Source organism: Actinomadura spongiicola, from assembly GCF_003432485.1.
Lineage (GTDB): Bacteria > Actinomycetota > Actinomycetes > Streptosporangiales > Streptosporangiaceae > Spirillospora > Spirillospora spongiicola.
The window spans coordinates 483,590-501,336 of sequence record NZ_QVNQ01000001.1; the positions used below are offsets into that span (position 1 = coordinate 483,590).

The 17,747-nt window shown below is 68.4% G+C and carries 17 protein-coding genes; 13 read left to right on the forward strand and 4 right to left on the reverse strand.

Going from position 1 to position 17,747, the window contains the following annotated elements:
• Window positions 1-252: 252 nt before the first annotated feature.
• The 7 genes from D0T12_RS02285 (at window position 253) to D0T12_RS34700 (ending at window position 6,312) form a co-directional block, all read left to right on the forward strand.
• Window positions 253-1,473, forward strand: coding sequence for a TadA family conjugal transfer-associated ATPase (locus D0T12_RS02285; RefSeq protein WP_117397551.1), 1,221 nt, complete (start codon window positions 253-255; stop codon window positions 1,471-1,473).
• Window positions 1,470-2,171: a type II secretion system F family protein gene (locus D0T12_RS02290; RefSeq protein ID WP_233525805.1), complete on the forward strand. Its 702-nt coding sequence runs from the start codon at window positions 1,470-1,472 to the stop codon at window positions 2,169-2,171. The genes D0T12_RS02285 and D0T12_RS02290 overlap by 4 nt, the downstream gene beginning before the upstream one ends.
• A gap of 502 nt (window positions 2,172-2,673) precedes the next feature.
• A complete protein-coding gene (locus tag D0T12_RS36315; RefSeq protein ID WP_233525806.1) occupies window positions 2,674-3,228 on the forward strand; it encodes a type II secretion system F family protein in 555 nt (184 codons plus the stop codon).
• Between the two features lie 87 nt (window positions 3,229-3,315).
• A complete protein-coding gene (locus D0T12_RS02300; RefSeq protein WP_117397553.1) occupies window positions 3,316-3,510 on the forward strand; it encodes a DUF4244 domain-containing protein in 195 nt (64 codons plus the stop codon).
• Complete coding sequence (locus D0T12_RS02305; protein ID WP_233525807.1) at window positions 3,507-3,863, forward strand: TadE family type IV pilus minor pilin; 357 nt, start codon at window positions 3,507-3,509, stop codon at window positions 3,861-3,863. The genes D0T12_RS02300 and D0T12_RS02305 overlap by 4 nt, the downstream gene beginning before the upstream one ends.
• 612 nt (window positions 3,864-4,475) lie before the next feature.
• Window positions 4,476-4,898 carry an Rv3654c family TadE-like protein gene (locus D0T12_RS37285; RefSeq protein WP_117397556.1) on the forward strand — a complete coding sequence of 141 codons (423 nt, stop codon included), beginning with the start codon at window positions 4,476-4,478 and terminating at the stop codon, window positions 4,896-4,898.
• 151 nt (window positions 4,899-5,049) lie between these two features.
• Window positions 5,050-6,312: a hypothetical protein gene (locus D0T12_RS34700; protein ID WP_147339347.1), complete on the forward strand. Its 1,263-nt coding sequence runs from the start codon at window positions 5,050-5,052 to the stop codon at window positions 6,310-6,312.
• Window positions 6,313-6,405: 93 nt separating this feature from the next.
• On the opposite strand, the gene D0T12_RS02320 is transcribed toward D0T12_RS34700, so the two are convergent.
• A complete protein-coding gene (locus D0T12_RS02320) occupies window positions 6,406-6,753 on the reverse strand; it encodes a hypothetical protein (protein ID WP_199487242.1) in 348 nt (115 codons plus the stop codon).
• A complete protein-coding gene (locus tag D0T12_RS02325) occupies window positions 6,750-7,088 on the reverse strand; it encodes a transposase (protein ID WP_199487243.1) in 339 nt (112 codons plus the stop codon). Before D0T12_RS02325 ends, D0T12_RS02320 begins: the two co-directional genes overlap by 4 nt.
• A gap of 374 nt (window positions 7,089-7,462) precedes the next feature.
• Between D0T12_RS02325 and D0T12_RS02330 the strand changes: the two genes are divergently transcribed.
• The gene (locus D0T12_RS02330) at window positions 7,463-7,834 is read left to right on the forward strand and encodes a hypothetical protein (protein WP_117397557.1); all 372 of its coding nucleotides are present in this window, start codon (window positions 7,463-7,465) and stop codon (window positions 7,832-7,834) included.
• A gap of 10 nt (window positions 7,835-7,844) precedes the next feature.
• Here D0T12_RS02330 and D0T12_RS02335 read toward each other — a convergent pair whose 3' ends face one another.
• Window positions 7,845-8,261 (reverse strand): VOC family protein, encoded by a 417-nt coding sequence (locus tag D0T12_RS02335; protein ID WP_117397558.1) that lies wholly within the window; start codon window positions 8,259-8,261, stop codon window positions 7,845-7,847.
• A 72-nt stretch (window positions 8,262-8,333) separates the two neighbouring features.
• Here D0T12_RS02335 and D0T12_RS02340 point away from each other — a divergent pair, with 72 nt between their 5' ends.
• Window positions 8,334-8,933 carry a TetR/AcrR family transcriptional regulator gene (locus tag D0T12_RS02340; protein ID WP_117397559.1) on the forward strand — a complete coding sequence of 200 codons (600 nt, stop codon included), beginning with the start codon at window positions 8,334-8,336 and terminating at the stop codon, window positions 8,931-8,933.
• Window positions 8,934-9,358: 425 nt separating this feature from the next.
• On the opposite strand, the gene D0T12_RS02345 is transcribed toward D0T12_RS02340, so the two are convergent.
• The gene (locus D0T12_RS02345; RefSeq protein WP_117397560.1) at window positions 9,359-11,674 is read right to left on the reverse strand and encodes a DEAD/DEAH box helicase; all 2,316 of its coding nucleotides are present in this window, start codon (window positions 11,672-11,674) and stop codon (window positions 9,359-9,361) included.
• Window positions 11,675-11,928: 254 nt separating this feature from the next.
• Between D0T12_RS02345 and D0T12_RS02350 the strand changes: the two genes are divergently transcribed.
• The 4 genes from D0T12_RS02350 to D0T12_RS02365 all read left to right on the forward strand — a co-directional run bounded on the left by D0T12_RS02350 (window position 11,929) and on the right by D0T12_RS02365 (window position 17,675).
• On the forward strand, window positions 11,929-12,282 hold the full coding sequence (locus tag D0T12_RS02350) for an STAS domain-containing protein (protein ID WP_021597910.1): 354 nt from the start codon (window positions 11,929-11,931) through the stop codon (window positions 12,280-12,282).
• A 16-nt stretch (window positions 12,283-12,298) separates the two neighbouring features.
• The gene (locus D0T12_RS02355; RefSeq protein ID WP_117397561.1) at window positions 12,299-12,739 is read left to right on the forward strand and encodes an ATP-binding protein; all 441 of its coding nucleotides are present in this window, start codon (window positions 12,299-12,301) and stop codon (window positions 12,737-12,739) included.
• A 1,255-nt stretch (window positions 12,740-13,994) separates the two neighbouring features.
• Window positions 13,995-16,448 carry a sodium-translocating pyrophosphatase gene (locus D0T12_RS02360; protein ID WP_233525808.1) on the forward strand — a complete coding sequence of 818 codons (2,454 nt, stop codon included), beginning with the start codon at window positions 13,995-13,997 and terminating at the stop codon, window positions 16,446-16,448.
• Between the two features lie 759 nt (window positions 16,449-17,207).
• Window positions 17,208-17,675, forward strand: coding sequence for a SixA phosphatase family protein (locus tag D0T12_RS02365; protein WP_117397563.1), 468 nt, complete (start codon window positions 17,208-17,210; stop codon window positions 17,673-17,675).
• Window positions 17,676-17,747: the final 72 nt, after the last annotated feature.

Genomic DNA, 17,747 nt, shown 5'->3' on the forward strand with positions numbered 1-17,747 from the left:
CACCGGATTTATGGCCACTCCCCAGTGCGGCGAAACGGCCTCGAACTTGGCTCGCGAGACGGCATCCACGTTACGACTCAGGAGGTCGTCAAACGCGAACCGAACAACGCGCGGGCGGCTCTGGGCTCTCAGGGTTCTCTCGTGCGGGCGCGGGGCCCCAGTCGCACGACGGCTCCCAGACGTCCCCGTTCGGAGGTTCAGGTACGGGGCCTCGGCGTAGCAGTGGCCAGCCAATCCTCAAAGGGGAATCGCATGACCAGGTTGTCTGATGCCGTGCGTGACCGGCTCGCGGGCACCGGCGGCGAACCGACCACCGGCCAGGTCGCCGCCGCACTCCGCGCGGAGGAGCGACTGCTCGGCGACCGCGAAGTCCTGACACTCGCCGACGAGTTACGCGCCGAGTTCGTCGGCGCCGGTCCACTGGAGCCGCTTCTGCGCTCTCCAGACGTCACCGACGTTCTTGTCAACGGCCCGGACGAGATCTGGGTCGACACGGGTTCCGGCCTCGTCCGCACATCCTTGAGCTTTCCGGACGAGCAGTCCGTCCGCCGCCTGGCCCAACGCCTCACCGCCGCGGCGGGACGCCGCCTCGACGACGCCTCCCCATACGCCGACGCCCGACTCCCCGGCGGGGTGCGCCTGCACGCCGTACTACCACCGGTCGCCGCCACCGGCACGTGCCTTTCCCTGCGCCTTCCCAGACGCCGCGCCTTCACGCTGGACGAGCTGGTCGCGGCCCGCACCGTCCCACCCGAGGGTGCCGAACTGCTCGCGGCCCTGATCCGATCCCATGCCGCGTTCTTGATCACCGGCGGCACAGGAAGCGGCAAGACGACTCTCCTGAGCTGTGTCCTTTCGCTGGTCGACCCCGGCGAACGGCTCGTCTTGGTGGAAGACTCCGCCGAACTGCGCCCGTCCCACCCGCACGTGGTCCGCCTGGAGTCACGTCCGCCCAACATGGAGGGCGCCGGAGGCGTCACCTTGAACGACCTGGTACGCCAAGCCCTCCGCATGCGCCCGGATCGCCTCGTCGTGGGCGAATGCAGAGGCTCCGAAGTGGTGGTCCTACTCCAGGCCCTGAACACGGGACATGAGGGAGGTTGCGGAACACTCCACGCGAACACAGCGGCGGATGTACCGGCGCGGCTCGAAGCGCTGGCCTGCGCGGCGGGCCTGTCCCGGGAGGCCGTCCACAGCCAACTGGCCGCCGCCCTGGACATCGTCGTCCACCTGGTGCGCGACCCGGGTGGAGGCCACCGACGCGTCGCCGAGATATGCCTCCTTCGCCGAGGGCCCGACGGCCTGGTCGGCGTCGTCCCGGCGGTGTCGTTCACCGCATCCGGCGAGATCCACTTCGGTTCCGGCGCCCAGGCCCTCACCACCAGATTGGGGGCCCGCCTCCCTGACCGCCTCGATCTTGCCGGGCGAGGTGGACTGCGCGACCACCCGAACGCCCGAGAAGGAGCAACGTGATCACCACGCTTACGGCCCTGTGCGCGGCGGTCGCGGTATGGACGTTTCTGGCCCCGCCTCCCGCCGTCCACCGCCTGAACCGTCTCACCTCTCCTCCCGGCAACCCCGTCGACCTCCTACTCACCGTCAAAGCCAGAACGGTGGCACTGCGTGAACGCCGGGCTCTCCCCCAGCTCCGGCGCACGTCCGTCATCGAACTCTGCGACGCGATGGCCGCCGAACTCGCCGCGGGCCGCACTCCTGACGAGGCGTTCACAGCGGCCACCACCACCCTGGATCCGCGCGTCTCCAAGGAACTCCTAGGCATCCCCCGTCCACCTCCCGACCACCTGGCAGAACTCGCGGCCCGGCCGGGCGCCGAGGGGCTGCGTCTGCTGGCGGCATGCTGGCGCGTGGGAGCCGAACGCGGCGGAACCCTCGCCACCGTGCTGGACGGCCTGGCCACGGCCCTCCGAGATGAGGAGGCCCAACGCCAAGACGTCTCCGTCCAACTCGCCGGGCCCCGCGCGACAGCCCGCCTCCTCGCCGTACTTCCCCTCCTGGGCCTGGCCATGGCCGCCGCCCTGGGCGCACATCCGCTGCCCTTCCTCTTCGGAACGCTCCCAGGCATGGCATGCCTGGTCACAGGCACAGCCCTCAACCTGACCGGCCTCTACTGGACCCGCCGCCTCGCCAAGTCCGCCGAGTCCCCCCACTAAAGGCACCCAGGACCACCCCGGCCCAACCGCAGACGAAGCGACCCGGCAACACCACACATCGCCTCACACGACCGTCGCCGCCCCGTCGCTTCCCACCCCATCCAAATCGCCGGACCCCAAACGGGCTGCCAAAGCCCCACCCACAGACAGACCCCGACGATGAAGCAACCGGACCTCGACGAGCAGGTGACGCATGACGATCTTGTTGGCCGTGCTCTGCGCGATGGCTGCGGGCTTCCTCTTTCCCAAGTGGCCGAACACTGCCACACGGAGACTCACAGCCCAATTCCCGAGGACACCCTCGGGTTCCGAAACCTCGAGTTCCCATCTCGTCCAGCAGGGGGGCTCGTGGGGTCGGGGGAACGCCGGTGCTTGCCTGGGGCCTCAAGGTGCCGATGAGCAGGTCTCGAGTCGTGCGACCGAGCCTTCTTCGGGCGAGCGCCCTGGGCATCGTGATGTTCTACTCCGGCGCGCGGCAGCGGGCGTGGCTGGAATCGTGGGTGTGGCGACGCTTGGCGGGCTGCTCGGCATCGCGACCGGAGTTCTGGCCGCGGTCGGCGTCTGGGTCTCATTCGGTCGCCTCGGGGGTGCGGAACGGAGACGCAGGCGGGCGCGCCTCGTCGCTGACCTGCCCGTGGCAGTTGATCTGTTGGCGGCTTGTCTGCGCGGTGGCGCTCCCTGGAACGAGGCGGTGGACGCGGTTGCGGATGCGGTGGGTGGCCCGCTCGGCGACGAGTTGAACGCCGTTTCCGTCCAGATCCGGCTCGGGGCCGATCCTGCCGACGCTTGGCGGGCGCTCGCGAAGGAACCGGCGCTTGCTCCCCTGGCTCGGACGGCGGGGCGCACGGCCTCAACTGGCGCGTCGCTGGCGCCGTCCCTAAGTCGGCTCGCACGAGACCAACGGCGGGTGGCGCGGACGGCCGCTGCTGCCAGAGCTCGAGCGGCGGGCATCCGCGCGCTTGCCCCACTGGGCCTGTGCTTCCTGCCCGCCTTCGTGCTGCTCGGCGTCGTCCCGGCCATCGCCGGGATCGCCTCAACGATCCTCCTCCCCAGATGAGCTGGGTTATCCACAGGTCGACGTTTCTCCGTCCGCCGAGCCCTCGCCGAAGCAAGCTGAGGAGAACCACAAGCGAAAGGAGCCCTTATGCGGGCCATACAGAAGGCGGTGCGACGCTGTTCCCGAGTAACCAAGGATCGCGGGATGTCCACCGCCGAATACGCGGTCGGCACGATCGCCGCGGCCGCGTTCGCCGGTGTCCTGTTCAAGATCGTGACCAGTTCGCAGGTGAAGTCCCTCCTCTCACAGATCATCGAGAGGGCCCTCAATCTGGCCGGTTGAGCGACGGCGGGATGGTCACGGCGGAGATCGCCGTGGCGCTCCCCACCCTGGTTCTGATCACCGCGATCGCGTTGTGGGGTCTGAGGGTCGCCTCCGTCCAACTCACCTGCACGGATGCCGCCCGAACCGGTGCCCGCGCCGCGGCAAGAGGCGAATCCCTCACCGCCGTACGCGAACTCGTGGTGAAGGCCGTCCCCGATGGAGCGACAGTGCGGGTGCACCGAGACGAAGCCACCGTCCAAGTGGACGTCTCCACCCGCGTCAGGGCACCTGCGGCCGCAGAACTCCCAGCTCTAACCGTCCACGGTCACGCAACCGCCGCCACGGAACCGGGCGCCTCAACGAGCGAGTGACCACCCCGACAACCGTCGTCCGGACGCCAGCACTGACTGTTCATGCGACCGCCGCAGAGGGTTCGAGTGCTTAGGACGAGTGATCTGCTCTAAGGAGGTTGTTCGGCCGTGGTCCTGATCGTTAATAGCCGGTCGACTGGAACAGGGTGTACTTACGCGTCCGCCGCCACGGGCCCGAGCCCGTAGACGGGTCAGCGACCTGCTCGGTGACCTTTGTCCGAACACGGGGCCCTGGTCATAAAGGGCCAAGCGGGTCGAGCCGATGGCCAGGTGACTGCTGCCGTGGAGCCGGGTGCGCCGGTGGCTGAGTGATCTGCTCTATGACAGTTGTTAGGAGCAGGCGCTGGCCATTCAGGTTGCGTGGCTGGAGCAACGGAGCGGTCAGGCCGTGGGTGCCCCGACGGGCGACCGATCTGCTCGGTGGCGGTTGTTAGGCCCGGGCCTGGTCGTTCGTGGTCGGTCGGTCGGCCGGAGCGGTGGGGGCGTGCGGGCGCTGGTGTGGGGCGGGGCGCCGATGTGTGAGTGGTCTGGTTGGTGATCGTTGTTTGTTTGTGGGCGCTGATTGTTCGCGGTCGTGTGGGTGGCGGGCCGGGAAGTGTCCGAAGGGGCCGAATGGGAGGTGAGGTAGGGGTGTTCGTGCGCAGGGTTGGGTGGGGGGCCGACCGCGGGTCGGGGACGATCTGGGTGGTGGCTTTTGCTGCCGTTATCTGGGTCGGTGGGGTTGCCGCTGTGGCGGTCGGCGGAGTGCGGGCTGCTCGGCATCGGGCGGACGCGGCGGCTGACTTGGCGGCGTTGGCGGGCGCGGGACGGGTGATGGAAGGGCAGGTGGGTGCGTGCGGGAGGGCGAAGAGCATTGCCGCCGAGTCGGGGGCGCGGTTGGTGCGCTGCCAGGTACAGGGAGAGGACGTGGAGGTCTCGGTGACGGTGGACGTTCTGGTGCCTATGGGCCTTGGTGCCATGACGGTGGGGTCACGGGCGAGGGCCGGCCCTGCGGTGCGAATGTCTGGCGGAGATCGTTGCATCGGGTGTCGATGAGGTCGACGAGATGAAACCGTTTTGTCGCTCTTCGCCACCGCTACTCAGTGGTACGTTACCCTGCCGTAGCGCGTAATCATCACTCGACACCGTGTCCCCACCGGTCTTCGGCGGGACGAAACGAACCGGACGTTGTCGAAGGGATCAGGCCGTGACCTTCATGCGCAGGATCGGTGCAGTCGCGTTGGCGGCTCTGCTTGCGATGGGTGTCCCGGTGTTCGCCGCCGCACCTGCGCAGGCCGCTGCGCCGAGCGTCATCACCCCCGCGAACGGCGCGGTCATTACTAGCGGCTCCGAATTGAGCGCCACGGCACGCTTTGAGTTGGCGCTCACGATGCAGCTCTGGGTCGAGGGCCCCGGGATCGGTAACAAGTTCCTGCAGGAGCGGGTTCTCACGGGCAAGTTGTCCGGCACATTTCCCATCGGCCGGAACGGTGAGTACACGGTCTACTTGAGAGGCAAGCAGACCGGGCGTATCTACGACTCCAACACCATCAAAGTGCGCATAGCTCCGGCGGTGCCATCTGGGGTTTCGGCGCGGGTGTCCGGGCGCGAACTTGTCGTGGGCTGGAAGCGTGGCTCCGAGGACGATCTGACCGGTTACACGCTTTCGGGTTCCGGTGTCGCGTCCAAGTCCGGTTCTGTTGGCTCGTTCTGCCAGGAAACGAGCTGCTCCACCAAGCTTTCGGTGACACGGTCGAGCGGTTTGGTGTCCGTGGGTGTTCGAGCACGCCGTTCCGCAGGCAAGGGTGGGTCGCTGTATTCGGGTACCGCGACTGCGAGTGCCACCGTGAGCGGTGGTTCGAGGTTGCAGGGGGGCGATTCGTCGTCTGCGGGTTCGGGCCGACTACCTGGCGTTGACACTCCGTTGGCACCGCTCAACGACCAGTCGCCGGTCACCTTGCCGTCCGCCCGGCCCGATGGTGCGGCGCCCGGCGTCGCCTATCCGGCGCCGCAGGTCGCCAATGGTGCGACGGAGGCACAGCACGTCGCGGCTACTGACCGCCTCCGATGGGCCAAGAACATCGGTATCGCGCTGATTCTGCTGATCGTCGCCGCCCACCTCGGGATGTGGACGCGCGGTTCGCGTGTCGCTCAAGCCCGGGTGAGCAGGAGTGGCACGGCAGCACGCATGGCGCGCAGCGGGACCGGTCGCGAGCGGGTCAGGCAGGCCCAGCGCGAGATCGCACGCGCTGAAGCACTCGCCAAGGCAGCACCGGCCGAACTCGGAGACGCTGCTAAGGAAAGAGGCGAGAACCTGAATGGTTCACGCTCCGGCGACACGGTGGCCCACACCCTGTCGTTTAAGGACGTGAAGGCTGTTGGGAGTGCGGCGAGTGCTGGTGAGCGATCCGCTGGTGTGGTCGTTCGCGTTGCCGGGTCCACCTCGGCTTCTGGTGAGGAGGCGAGGTAGAACGGTCGCGAGCGGGTCAGGCAGGCGCGGCGACAGATTGCATGCGCGGAAGCACTGAGATGGCATCGACCTAGGGCGTGTTTCAGGAGTCCGTTAACGCTGGGATTTGCGCAGTCTGGCGTGGGCGCGGGCCGTCTCGGTGATCCAGTGGGTGACGGCGTTGGCGATCTTGTCGGGGCTGGTGTCGGTACTGAGCTTGTGCCGGTGGTGGGTCGGGTCGCGGAGTTCGACCTCGTACCGGCCGTCATCGAGCAGGGATACCGAGGCGAACCAGGCGGGGTCGTCTTCGTCGGGCTCGATGATGACAAAGGTGTTGTCCGGGCCGGCCAACTCGACGATCAGCCCGAAAACAGCGTCCTCGGACGGCTCGCCGATGAACTCGCCGTTCTCGGTTTCGGCCATCAACGGGAAGTAGTCCTGCCCCATCAGCCCGTCCCTCACCGTTGTCGATCCGTACGCGGAACATCCCACCATCGCAGGTCGGCCCACACCGGTCGTAGCCAATCGTTGATCATCGCGATCAAGACGGTGGCCTCGAATCTGACGACGAGCTTGTCGTACCCGGTCGCCACGGCCCGGTGGCGTTTGAGCCGGTTGATGCCGCACTCGACGGCGTGCCGTGCCTTGTAGTCCTCAGGATCGAAACCGGGCGGGTGGCCGCCGGTCGAGCCGCGTCGCTCGCGGTTACCGAGCTGGTCGGCAGGTTCGGGGATCGTGCATGCGATTGCGCGTCGCCGGGTCCGCCAATGCGATGAGATCGGGTGCGTCCTGGTCATCGGCAGCGTCGGGTCGTGCTCTTGCAGGTACTCGCGCCGTTCGCTGGTTGAGGGGATCTCACGGGAATTCGCCGCGGCCGAATTTCGTCAGGTGTGGGATCGGTACAACTCAGGACGACGCTTGGCCTCCGGAACGCCTGCAACTCAGATGATCAGCATGTTGGGGGTGGTGGCCTGTGCTTTTTGGTGGGCGTGAGTGGTGTGGGGCGGTGCGGTTGGTTCTGGGTGGTCTGGTCTGACGGCGCGTCGGGGTCTAGGCTGCCTTGCCAGTCGGATCGCCCGGATCGTCCGGCAATGCATGCCTATCGTCCGAGACTTCGGCCCCGTCCCGACCGGGACGAAAGAAAGGGCCTGATGGAGAGGAGACCCTCCGCATGATGTTCTTGGGGCTGATCGTGGTGTTCGCCGCTGTTGCGGCGGGCGTCGCGGTGGTGCTGGACAACTCGGGCGGAGCCCAGATGACCATGTTCGGTAGCGAGATTCCGGGGATCACAGAACAGTGGCATGTGTTCACCGCCGGGGCCGTGCTGGCGATCGTTCTCATGGTCGGGGTGATGATCGCGGCGCTGGGATTCAAGCGCGCGATCAGCATGCGGCGGGAGTTGAGGGATCTGCGGGACGAGCACCAGGAGTCCTTGGAGACGCTGGAGCTGGAGCGGCGGAAGTTGCAGCAGGCGCTGGCCCAGGCGCGGCGCGGGATGGAAGAGCAGGCGGCGGTGCCGGCCCAGCGGGTTGCTTCGACCTGACCCGTGGGGGTCACGTGGTCAGGTACTGGGCCTCGTAGGAGTCCGTCGGGGCGATGGGTGTGATGACGTCGATGAGGACCCCGTTGGGGTCGGCGACGATGAAGTGGCGCTGCCCGAAGTCCTCGTCGCGTAGGCGGAGTTCCGGGTGCAGGCCTCCCTGGAGGACGAGCCGTTCCCATTCGGCGTCGACGTCCTCCACCTCAAAGTTCAGCAGGAGTCCCTGGACGGGGACGCGGTAGCCCTCAGGCACCGTCGGGTGGGTGGGGTCGAGCAGGGCCAGTTCGTAGGGGGACGGCCCTGGAAGGCGCAGGCTCACATACCAGTCGGCCTCGAACGTGGTCTCGAAGCCGAACAGTTCGGTGTAGAAGCGGTGTGATTCCCGGAGGCGGGTCGTGCCGATCACCGGGTAGAAGCTCGTCAGTCGCATGGTCTCTCCTTTTCGCGTACCGTTGGTATGTGAAGATACGCTGACATACCGGCGGTATGTCAAGGAGGGCGCGTGAACGTCAGGGTTCAGCAGCGGGAGCGGACGCGTGAGTTGCTGCTGCGCGAGAGCAGGCGACTGTTCGCCACACGGGGATACGGCGAGGTGAGCCTCGCGGAGATCGTCGGCGCGGCCGGGGTCACCAAGGGTGCGCTGTACCACCTGTTTCAGGGCAAGGCGGACCTGTTTCGAGCCGTCCTGGAGCAGGTGCAGCAAGAGGTGGCCCGGACGGTGGCGCACACCGCCGACGGCGAAGACGACCCGTGGACGCGCTTCACGGCCGGTTGCCGGGCGTTCCTCACCGCCAGCACGGCCCCGGACGTCCAGCGGATCATGCTCGTCGACGGTCCGGCGGTGCTGGGCTGGAACGAGTGGCGGGCGATGGACGAGTCCGGCTCGGCCCACCACCTCGCAGACGCGCTCGGCGAGTTGATCGCGGAGGGTGTGATCGGGGCGCAGCCGGTCGCTCCGTTGACACATCTCCTGTCGGGGGCGATGAACGAGGCGGCGCTGTGGCTGGCCGCGTCCGGTGACCCGGGGAGCGGCCTTGTCGAGGTCTGGCCGCCCCTGGCTCGGATGCTCGACGCGTTGCGTGTGGATCGGACAGGCGGTTAGGGCGTGGCTCAGAGTGCCGTCAGAGCGCTCGCCTAAGAGCCTACGCCGCAGCGAACTCGACGTGGTTCAGAGAGTGCTTGCGTCCCGTCGTCCGCTCGGACGCCGGCGCGTGTCCGCTGGTCATGTTGAGACGCTGCCTAGGTAGGGCCCATCGCCGTACGTGTCGGTGGGCGGTGGATGGCGTTCGCGTGGGTGCGCTTCTGGGTCGGGTCTGGGGCGTTGTCTAGGTGGCGCGGGTTGCCCGTTGGTGGTCTGGCTGGTTGAACAGTCTTCTTTCGCCGCCGGTCCGGGTCTTGGTCGGTGCGCCTGGGTGGTGGGGTGCGTTTGTGTGGGTGCGCTTTCGCGTCAGGGGTGAGACGGAGTCTTGCTGGTGTGGGTCGGCCTTCGTTGTGCGTGGCCGGGGTTGGTGCGGGTGAGGGTTTGTGTCAGTGCGGAGGGGTGGGGGCCTCGGCGAGGAGGATGGCCAGGAGGTTCAGGGCGCCGTGTTTGTCCAGGGGGTCGTTGCCGTTGCCGCATTTGGGTGACTGGATACAGGACGGGCAGCCTGTGTCGCACTCGCAGGAGGCGATCGCGTCGCGGGTGGCGTGTAGCCAGGACGGGGCGTTGGCGTAGCCGCGTTCGGCGAAGCCCGCTCCGCCCTCGTGGCCGTCGTAAACGAAGACGGTGAGGAGGCCGGTGTCCGGGTGGACGGCCGTGGAGACGCCTCCGATGTCCCAGCGGTCGCAGGTGGCGAAGAGGGGGAGCAGGCCGATGGCGGCGTGCTCGGCGGCGTGGGCGGCGCCGGGGAGGTCGAGGTCGAGGTCGGAGATCTGCGCGTCGGACAGTGTCCACCAGACGGCGCGGGTGCGCAGGGTGCGGGGTGGGAGGTCGAGGGGTTTCTCGCCGAGCATCTCGCCCGTTTGCAGGCGACGCATCTGGTAGGCGACGACCTGGCGGGTGACTTCCACCGTGCCGAAGGAGAGGGTCGCGTCGCCCCAAGAGATGGAGCGGAGCTGTTCGATGATGGTGATGTCGGTGACGTCGCGGGCGGTGGTGGAGTAGTCGGGGTCGGCTGATTCAACGAGAGCGACGGAATCGTCCAGGTCGAGCGTCTGGACGATGAACGAGTCGCCCTGGTGGATGTAGACCGCGCCGTCGTGGACGGTGGTGTGCGCGGACGCTTCGTCCACGGTGCCGAGGAGGCGTCCCGTACCCATCTCGACGACCTGGATGGGTTCGCCCCCTGCGCCTCGGATGTCCGCCAGGGCGGAGGCCTTCTCGCGGCGCGTCCAGTACCAGCCCGCTGGACGGCGGCGGAGGAAGCCCCGGCGGACGAGGTCGGGCAGCAGATCGGCGGTGGCCGGGCCGAACAGGGGTAGATCGTCCTCGGTCAGCGGCATCTCGGACGCCGCCGAACAAAGGTGGGGTTCCAGGACGTACGGGTTGTCGGGGTCGAGGACGGTCGCCTCCACCGGGGTCCCGAAGATCGCCTCGGGATGGTGGACGAGGAACGTGTCGAGCGGATCGTCCCGGGCCACCAGTATGGAAAGCGACGACTGTCCGGAGCGTCCCGCACGTCCGGCCTGTTGCCACAGTGACGCGCGAGTACCGGGCCACCCGCAGACGACGACGGCGTCCAGCCCGGAGACGTCCACGCCGAGTTCGAGGGCGTTGGTGCTCGCCAAGCCGATGAGCGAGCGGGAACGCAGGGCGGCTTCGAGGGCGCGCCGCTCCTCCGGGAGATACCCGGCGCGGTAGGCGGCGACCTGTTCGGCCAGGGCGGGTTCGACTTCACGCAGGGCGCGTTTGGCGCTCAGTGCGACCGATTCCGCCCCGCGTCTGGAACGAACGAACGCCAGCGTCTGGACGCCCTCGACGACGAGGTCGGCCAGAAGGTCTCCCGCCTCGGCCGTGGCGGTGCGGCGGACGGGGGCGCCGCGCTCGCCGCGCAGCTCGGTCAGGGGCGGCTCCCAGAGCGCGAACGTCGCGGGGCCGCGTGGCGAGGCGTCGTCTTCGACGGCGACGACGTCGAGGCCGGTGAGGCGGGACGCGGTGGTCGCCGGCTCGGACGTGGTGGCCGAGGCGAGGATGAACGTCGGGTCCGCGTGATAGCGGCCGCACAACCGGCGCAACCGGCGCAGGACCTGCGCGACGTGCGATCCGAAGACGCCACGGTAGCCGTGGGCCTCGTCGACGATGACGTACCGGAGGCGGCGCAGGAACGATGACCAGCGGGCGTGGCCGGGCAGGATCGACCGATGCAACATGTCCGGGTTCGTCAGCACATAGTTGGCGTGCTGCCGGATCCAGGTCCGCTCGTCCTGCGGGGTGTCGCCGTCGTATGTCGCCGCCCGCACCCGCGTGAGCCGCAGCGAGCGGAGCGCGCGCAACTGGTCGGCGGCGAGCGCCTTGGTCGGCGACAGGTAGAGGACCGTCCCCTCGTACCGGGGATTGTCGTCCTCGGTGTAGATCGCCGCGACGGAAGGCAGCAGGTAGGCGAGCGATTTACCGGACGCGGTCCCTGTGGCGATGATCACAGAGCGTCCCGCGTGGGCGTGGTCGGCCGCGATGGCCTGGTGCTCCCAGGGAGCGTCGATGCCCGCCGCGGCGAGCCGCTGCAGCAAAAGCGGCGTCGACCAGGCGGGCCATTCGGCGTGACGGCCCTGACGTGCGGGAACGTCCTCGACGTGGGTGATGCGGTCGCGTCGCGTGGGGTCGGCCAGCAGCCGGTCGAGAGGGGTTGAGGTTCTTTGGGCGCCCATCAGGTTTTCAGTTTGCCAGCCGGGGCAAAACAACGGGAACGCCCCGGCGCCGGTGGCTTGGTTCCCCCTATCCTGCCCATGAGATCAGCAGGTCAGGCGGGACGACGCGAACTTACGTCCGTGTGGACGATAACGTGCGTGCCGGGTGCTGGAGCGTGGTTGAATCACGGCGAAGTCTCGATGGCCGGTCACCTCCCCGGGGGGCCGGAATTCGAGATCGGATAGTGCTGCACGGCGCGCTGGAGGATGGATCTGTGGACCTGAAGGTGAACGACTACACCACCGACGATGGCCTGACCGTCATCAACGTGGAGGGCGAGATCGACGTCTACACGGCGCCGAAGCTTCGCGAGAAGCTCATCGACCTGGTCAACAAGGGCAAGTTCCACCTGCTCGTGGACATGGAGAAGGTGGAGTTCCTCGACTCCACCGGCCTCGGTGTCCTCGTCGGCGGGCTGAAGCGGGTGCGCGCCCACGACGGCTCGCTGGAACTGGTGTGCACCCAGGAGCGCATCCTCAAGATCTTCCGGATCACGGGTCTGACCAAGGTCTTCGGCATCCACGACTCGATCGCCGAGGCCGAGGAGAAGCGTAAGGGCGCCAAGTAGGCGGCCCGCGGCTGAGATGTCGACCGTCGAACTGTCCTTCAGCGCGCTGCCCGTCCATGTCCGGACCGCCCGGCTGATCGTGACCGCCGTGGCCCGCCGCAGCGGTGTCGCGGAGTCACTGCTGGACGAGGTCAGGCTCGCGGTCGGGGAGGCGTGCTCGCGTGCGGTGGAGACACATCGCCGGCACTGCCCCGACGAGCCCGTCCGCCTGGAACTGAGCGGCGCCGACCGCCGGTTCGAGGTGACCGTCAGCGACACCGTCCCCGGCGACGACCCGGCGGGCGGCCTGCCGACGGCCCCGGACGCGGCGGAGTTCGAGTACGGCTTTGGCGAGGACGCCGCCGAACTCGGCCTGGCCGTCATCGCCGGGCTCGCCGACGATGTGGAGATCGCCGCGACGCCCAAGGGGGTCCAGATACGGATGAGCTGGCCGGCCGAAGCCGAGGCGACCATCTGACGCGCCCGATTTCGACGAAGGCCCTGCCGCACCCGCGACAGGGCCTTCATCGTGACGTCCTGCAAAACGAGGCAATGCCACCGCCTCGATCTCCGAACTGCCGCAGATTGATGGATGGGTGTTGCGTCAGTGATCGGGGGCTGGGGAGTACCGCAGGCGGTGCGGGGCCAGGGACGTGAGGCCCTTGGCTGCGAGCGCGACAGTAGGTGGGAGCCCAGGGGTGTCTCAAGGTTGGCCTTCAGTCATGCGTCAGCGTCCGAGCAGGCGCGGGAGTGGGCATATGGGGACACTTTGCGAAGGAGCGTCGGATTCGCTGCGGCAAGGCGAGCGCTCCTACGGCACTTGAGACAGAGCCTTGGTGCGTGGCGGGGGTGTGGTCTAGGACGTCCTAGCTTGGATGAGGGTGGGGCGGTCGACGGTGTGCCAGGGCGGGCAACTAGGACATGCAGTGTCGGGACGCTGCTGTGGGTTGGCGGCGCGCTGGTGGTTGGGGGCGGACCCCGGCCGTGTCGCGCAGGCGTCGGGCTGAGCTGATGCGGCGACGGCAGCCCCCGCGCGGCGGACGGCAACGCCCAGCGGAGCGCCGCCGTCCGCCCTGAGATGTGGGCGTGATGGGGCGCTCTGCGAAGGGACGTCGAGTTCACTGACGGCCAGCAGCGGCGTGAGCCGTCGGGCGAGCGTCCTGAAACACGCCTCAGCGCATGTGCTGGGTGGTGTGGTGGGACGTCTTGGTCCCCGAGTGTGGGTGCGTTGGGTGCCGGGTGTGCCGGCGGAGGTAGGGCAGGCGTCCGGGGGGTCCGGACGGAGGTTCCGGGGGGAGTTTCTTCTGGGGCTGATGTGACTTGTGGGGTGTGGGTGGCGCGGGCCTGCGGCTGTTGATCTTGGTTGGTGTGGATTTAGGTCTAGACATTTTGCGATTTAATGCCTAGCTTAAATGGAGTGCTGGTAGGGCGCTGATGTGTGGAGTGTGGTGCGCGCCTGCCGGTGTGGCCGCGGGGTAATAGCGGGCTAACCAGGGCTGACCTGCGGAAATGCCGCATGGATCGGCAGTCATGTCAAATTCCGGCATATCGTTTGTTGCAATTCGGCGACATCTCTGTCCATGGCCGTGCGGCCTTAACAATCGACTGTCGCGTGCGTAGACTCCCGGGACCCGCGCTGCCGTGCGAGGCGTTCGAAATCATGACTCGCGGGGTACGCGGTAAAGATCGTCTTTTGACGGTCGAGATCGCAAAACCCCTGTCGAGGAGGACGGATGTCTGGGCTTTCCCTGTCAAGCCCGGCCAGCGCGGAGGTGGATCTCGGCGGCGGCGACCTTTCTTTGGTCGTCGTCGTCGCCGTGATCGCACTGTTGGCACTGGCCGTCGCCGCGGGTCTCGTACGTGAGGTACTGGCCGCGGGCCAGGGCACCACGAAGATGCAAGAGATCGCGCGGGCCGTTCAGGTAGGCGCGGGTGCCTATCTGAAACGCCAGTTCCGAACGGTCGCGGTCTTCGTCGTCCTGATCCCGCTCGTTCTGTTGCTGCTGCCGGCCGACTCCACCGGTGAGCGGATCGGACGGTCGGTCTTCTTCGTCATCGGTGCGCTGTTCTCGGCCGTCACCGGGTTCACCGGCATGTGGCTGGCGGTCCGGGGCAACGTCCGGGTCGCCGCGGCCGCCCGTGAGGAGGGCGGCGAGCGGGTCGCGATGCGCATCGCGTTCCGCACCGGCGGCGTCGCGGGCATGTTCACCGTCGGGCTCGGCCTGTTCGGCGCGGCGGTCGTCGTGTTGGCCTACCAGGGCGACGCGCCCAAGGTCCTGGAGGGCTTCGGTTTCGGTGCGGCGCTGCTCGCGATGTTCATGCGGGTCGGCGGCGGCATCTTCACCAAGGCCGCCGACGTCGGCGCCGACCTGGTCGGCAAGGTCGAGCAGGGCATCCCCGAGGACGACCCGCGCAACGCCGCCACCATCGCCGACAACGTGGGCGACAACGTCGGCGACTGCGCGGGCATGGCCGCCGACCTGTTCGAGTCGTACGCGGTGATGCTGGTCGCGGCGCTCATCCTCGGCACCGCGGCGTTCGGTACCGAGGGCCTGGTGTTCCCGCTGATCGTCCCGATGATCGGTGTCATCACCGCGGTGATCGGAATCTTCGCGGTGGCGCCCCGCGAAGGCGACCGCTCCGGTATGACGGCGATCAACCGGGGCTTCTTCATCTCCGCGGCGATCTCGGCGGTGCTCGTGGCGATCGCCGCGTTCGCGTACCTGCCCTCGTCGTTCGCCGAGCTGAACGGCGTCACCGACACCGAGATCCGCGGCCTGGACGCCGACCCGCGCCTGGTGGCGCTCGGCGCGGTCATCATCGGCATCGTGCTGGCCAGTGCGATCCAGCTACTCACCGGCTACTTCACCGAGACGAACCGCAAGCCGGTCCAGGAGGTCACCAACAGCGCCCGCACGGGCCCCGCGACCGTCATCCTGTCCGGTATCTCGCTCGGCCTGGAGTCCGCCGTCTACACCGCGCTCGTCATCGGCGGCGCCGTGTACGGGGCGTTCCTGCTCGGCTTCGGCAACACCACCGTCGCGCTGTTCGCGGTGGCGATGGCCGGTACCGGGCTGCTGACCACGGTCGGCGTGATCGTCTCGATGGACACCTTCGGTCCCGTGTCCGACAACGCGCAGGGCATCGCCGAGATGTCCGGGGACGTGCAGGGCGAGGCCGCGGCCGTCCTGGAGCGGCTGGACGCCGTCGGCAACACCACCAAGGCGATCACCAAGGGCATCGCGATCGCCACGGCCGTGCTCGCCGCGACGGCGTTGTTCGGCTCGTTCCGGACGACGGTCATCTCCGCGCTGAACGACGCGTCCGACGACGCCAAGGACGCCCTCGGCGACTTCAGCGTCTTCAGCCTGTCGATCGACAACCCGAACGTCCTGATCGGTCTGATCATCGGCGCCGCGGTGGTGTTCCTGTTCTCCGGCCTGGCGATCATGGCGGTCGGCCGCGCGGCCGGACGCGTCGTCGTCGAGGTGCGCGAGCAGTTCCGCACCAAGCCCGGGATCATGGACTACACCGAGAAGCCCGACTACGACCGGGTCGTGGACATCTGCACCCGGGACGCGCAGCGTGAGCTCGCCACCCCCGGACTGCTGGCGATCATGACCCCGATCGCGGTCGGTTTCGCCCTCGGCTACGCGCCGCTCGGCGCGTACCTGGGCGGCGCGATCGCGGCCGGTGTGCTGATGGCGGTGTTCCTCGCCAACTCCGGCGGCGCCTGGGACAACGCCAAGAAGCTCGTCGAGGAGGGCCACCTCGGCGGCAAGGGCAGCGAGGCGCACGAGGCCACGATCATCGGTGACACCGTCGGCGACCCGTTCAAGGACACCGCCGGGCCCGCGATCAACCCGCTGATCAAGGTGATGAACCTGGTCGCGTTGCTGATCGCGGACGCGGTCGTGACCTACGCGGGCAACATGGTCCTGCGGGTCGCGGTGACCGCGCTGTCCGTCGCCGTCGTGGTCGCGGCCATCCTCGTCTCCAAGCGGCGCGCCGACCCGATCGCCGAACCCGCCGTCGAGGGCGGCCCGCCCGAGCCGAGCGCGACGGAGAGCGGCGCGGCCAAGGGCGGCGCCATCGAGAAGGGCGCCCCCGAGGAGGCGGCCGTCGGCGCCGACAACGGCACCGCGGCCGAGTCCGGAACCGAAGAATCGTCCACGAACAAGGCCTGACCGTCTGACCACGGGGACCGGTGGCTCACCCGCCACCGGTCCCCGTGCGCATTTCGAGGACGATGTCCCGCAGCCACCCCCTCCGGGCCGGTGACCGGCTGGTCGGCGTTTGTGGAGGTCTGTGTGGTGGAGAGTCTTCGGCAGGGCCTGACTGGTCGATCGGCGGGATCGGTGGCGTGCCCGCCACCGTGGGCCCGGTGACCGGCGCGGACGCCTGCGTCCGAAAGGCTCGGACAGGCTCACAAAGCCTGAGCGTTCACCATGAGGAGCGACGGCGCAGCTGCCGTCGGTCTCCAGTCGCGGTTGGGGACGGTGTCTCGGGGTCGTCACGGCCGGGTGCGGCTCAGCCGTGTGGGTGCCTCGTTATGGTCTGGTGGACGGCGGCCATACGCTGTTGGGAAGTGCGGACGTCCATCGGGCGGCGCGGGAGCAGTGAACGCGGGAGGCGCTGTGGCGAGCGGCGACAAGCCGACGATGTCGGGACCGAAGGGCATGGCGCTCATGCTCGGCGCGATGCTCGGCATCCTGCTTCTGATCTGGGGCCTGGCGGCCCTCGTCGCCCCCTGACGTCCGCCGCGCGTTTCCTGTGAGCACGGCGTCCCGCGTTCCGCGACGACACCGGTCACCACGGCGACCCCGCCACGATCTCCAGGTTCGCGATCGCGTCCGAAGGCCCGGCCGGGGGCTGAAGCAGAAGCGAGACGATGCCGGTGATCGCGTCGCGTTTCTCGACGATCCCCGGGCCGATGGAGGAGAGAGATGCCAGAACTAGTAGTGCTTCGTCACGCCAAGGCCGTCGCGGGGTTGGGGATCCCGGACGTCGATCGAACGCTCAATGAGCGCGGACGGCGGGACGCCGCGGCGGCCGGGGAGTGGCTGCGGGCCAACGATCTCGTTCCCCGGCTGGTGCTCTGCTCCACGGCCGCGCGGACGCGGGAGACGTTGGCCCTGCTCGCGGTCGACGCCGAGGTGAGGTTCGAGTCCGGCATCTACGACAACGACCCGGACGGGCTGCTCGACCTGGTCGCCCAGGTCCCGGACGACGTCGAGCGGGTGTTGCTGGTCGGGCACAACCCGTCCGTGCACCAGCTCGTCCATGACCTCTCCGGGGAGGCGCCGGACGCGTTCCCGACCTGCGCGCTCGCCGTGATCGAGGTGCCGGGCACGTGGGCGGACGTCCGTCCGGGCGTCGGAACGCTTCGTACGGTCCACACGCCGAAGGACTAGCTGTACTGCCCATGGACGCTGGTGACGGCGCCGGGCCGTCGGCGAACTCTACGTCGTTTCATGGAGTGCGCT

What these genes read in the sequence shown, in the direction of transcription:
- D0T12_RS02285 (WP_117397551.1), top strand. Translation starts at nt 253, where the DNA reads ATGACCAGGTTGTCTGATGCCGTGCGTGACCGGCTCGCGGGCACCGGC.
- D0T12_RS02300 (WP_117397553.1), top strand. Translation starts at nt 3,316, where the DNA reads ATGCGGGCCATACAGAAGGCGGTGCGACGCTGTTCCCGAGTAACCAAG.
- D0T12_RS37285 (WP_117397556.1), top strand. Translation starts at nt 4,476, where the DNA reads ATGGGAGGTGAGGTAGGGGTGTTCGTGCGCAGGGTTGGGTGGGGGGCC.
- D0T12_RS02325 (WP_199487243.1), bottom strand. Translation starts at nt 7,088, where the DNA reads ATGACCAGGACGCACCCGATCTCATCGCATTGGCGGACCCGGCGACGC.
- D0T12_RS02330 (WP_117397557.1), top strand. Translation starts at nt 7,463, where the DNA reads ATGATGTTCTTGGGGCTGATCGTGGTGTTCGCCGCTGTTGCGGCGGGC.
- D0T12_RS02335 (WP_117397558.1), bottom strand. Translation starts at nt 8,261, where the DNA reads ATGCGACTGACGAGCTTCTACCCGGTGATCGGCACGACCCGCCTCCGG.
- D0T12_RS02345 (WP_117397560.1), bottom strand. Translation starts at nt 11,674, where the DNA reads ATGGGCGCCCAAAGAACCTCAACCCCTCTCGACCGGCTGCTGGCCGAC.
- D0T12_RS02355 (WP_117397561.1), top strand. Translation starts at nt 12,299, where the DNA reads ATGTCGACCGTCGAACTGTCCTTCAGCGCGCTGCCCGTCCATGTCCGG.
- D0T12_RS02360 (WP_233525808.1), top strand. Translation starts at nt 13,995, where the DNA reads ATGTCTGGGCTTTCCCTGTCAAGCCCGGCCAGCGCGGAGGTGGATCTC.
- D0T12_RS02365 (WP_117397563.1), top strand. Translation starts at nt 17,208, where the DNA reads ATGCCAGAACTAGTAGTGCTTCGTCACGCCAAGGCCGTCGCGGGGTTG.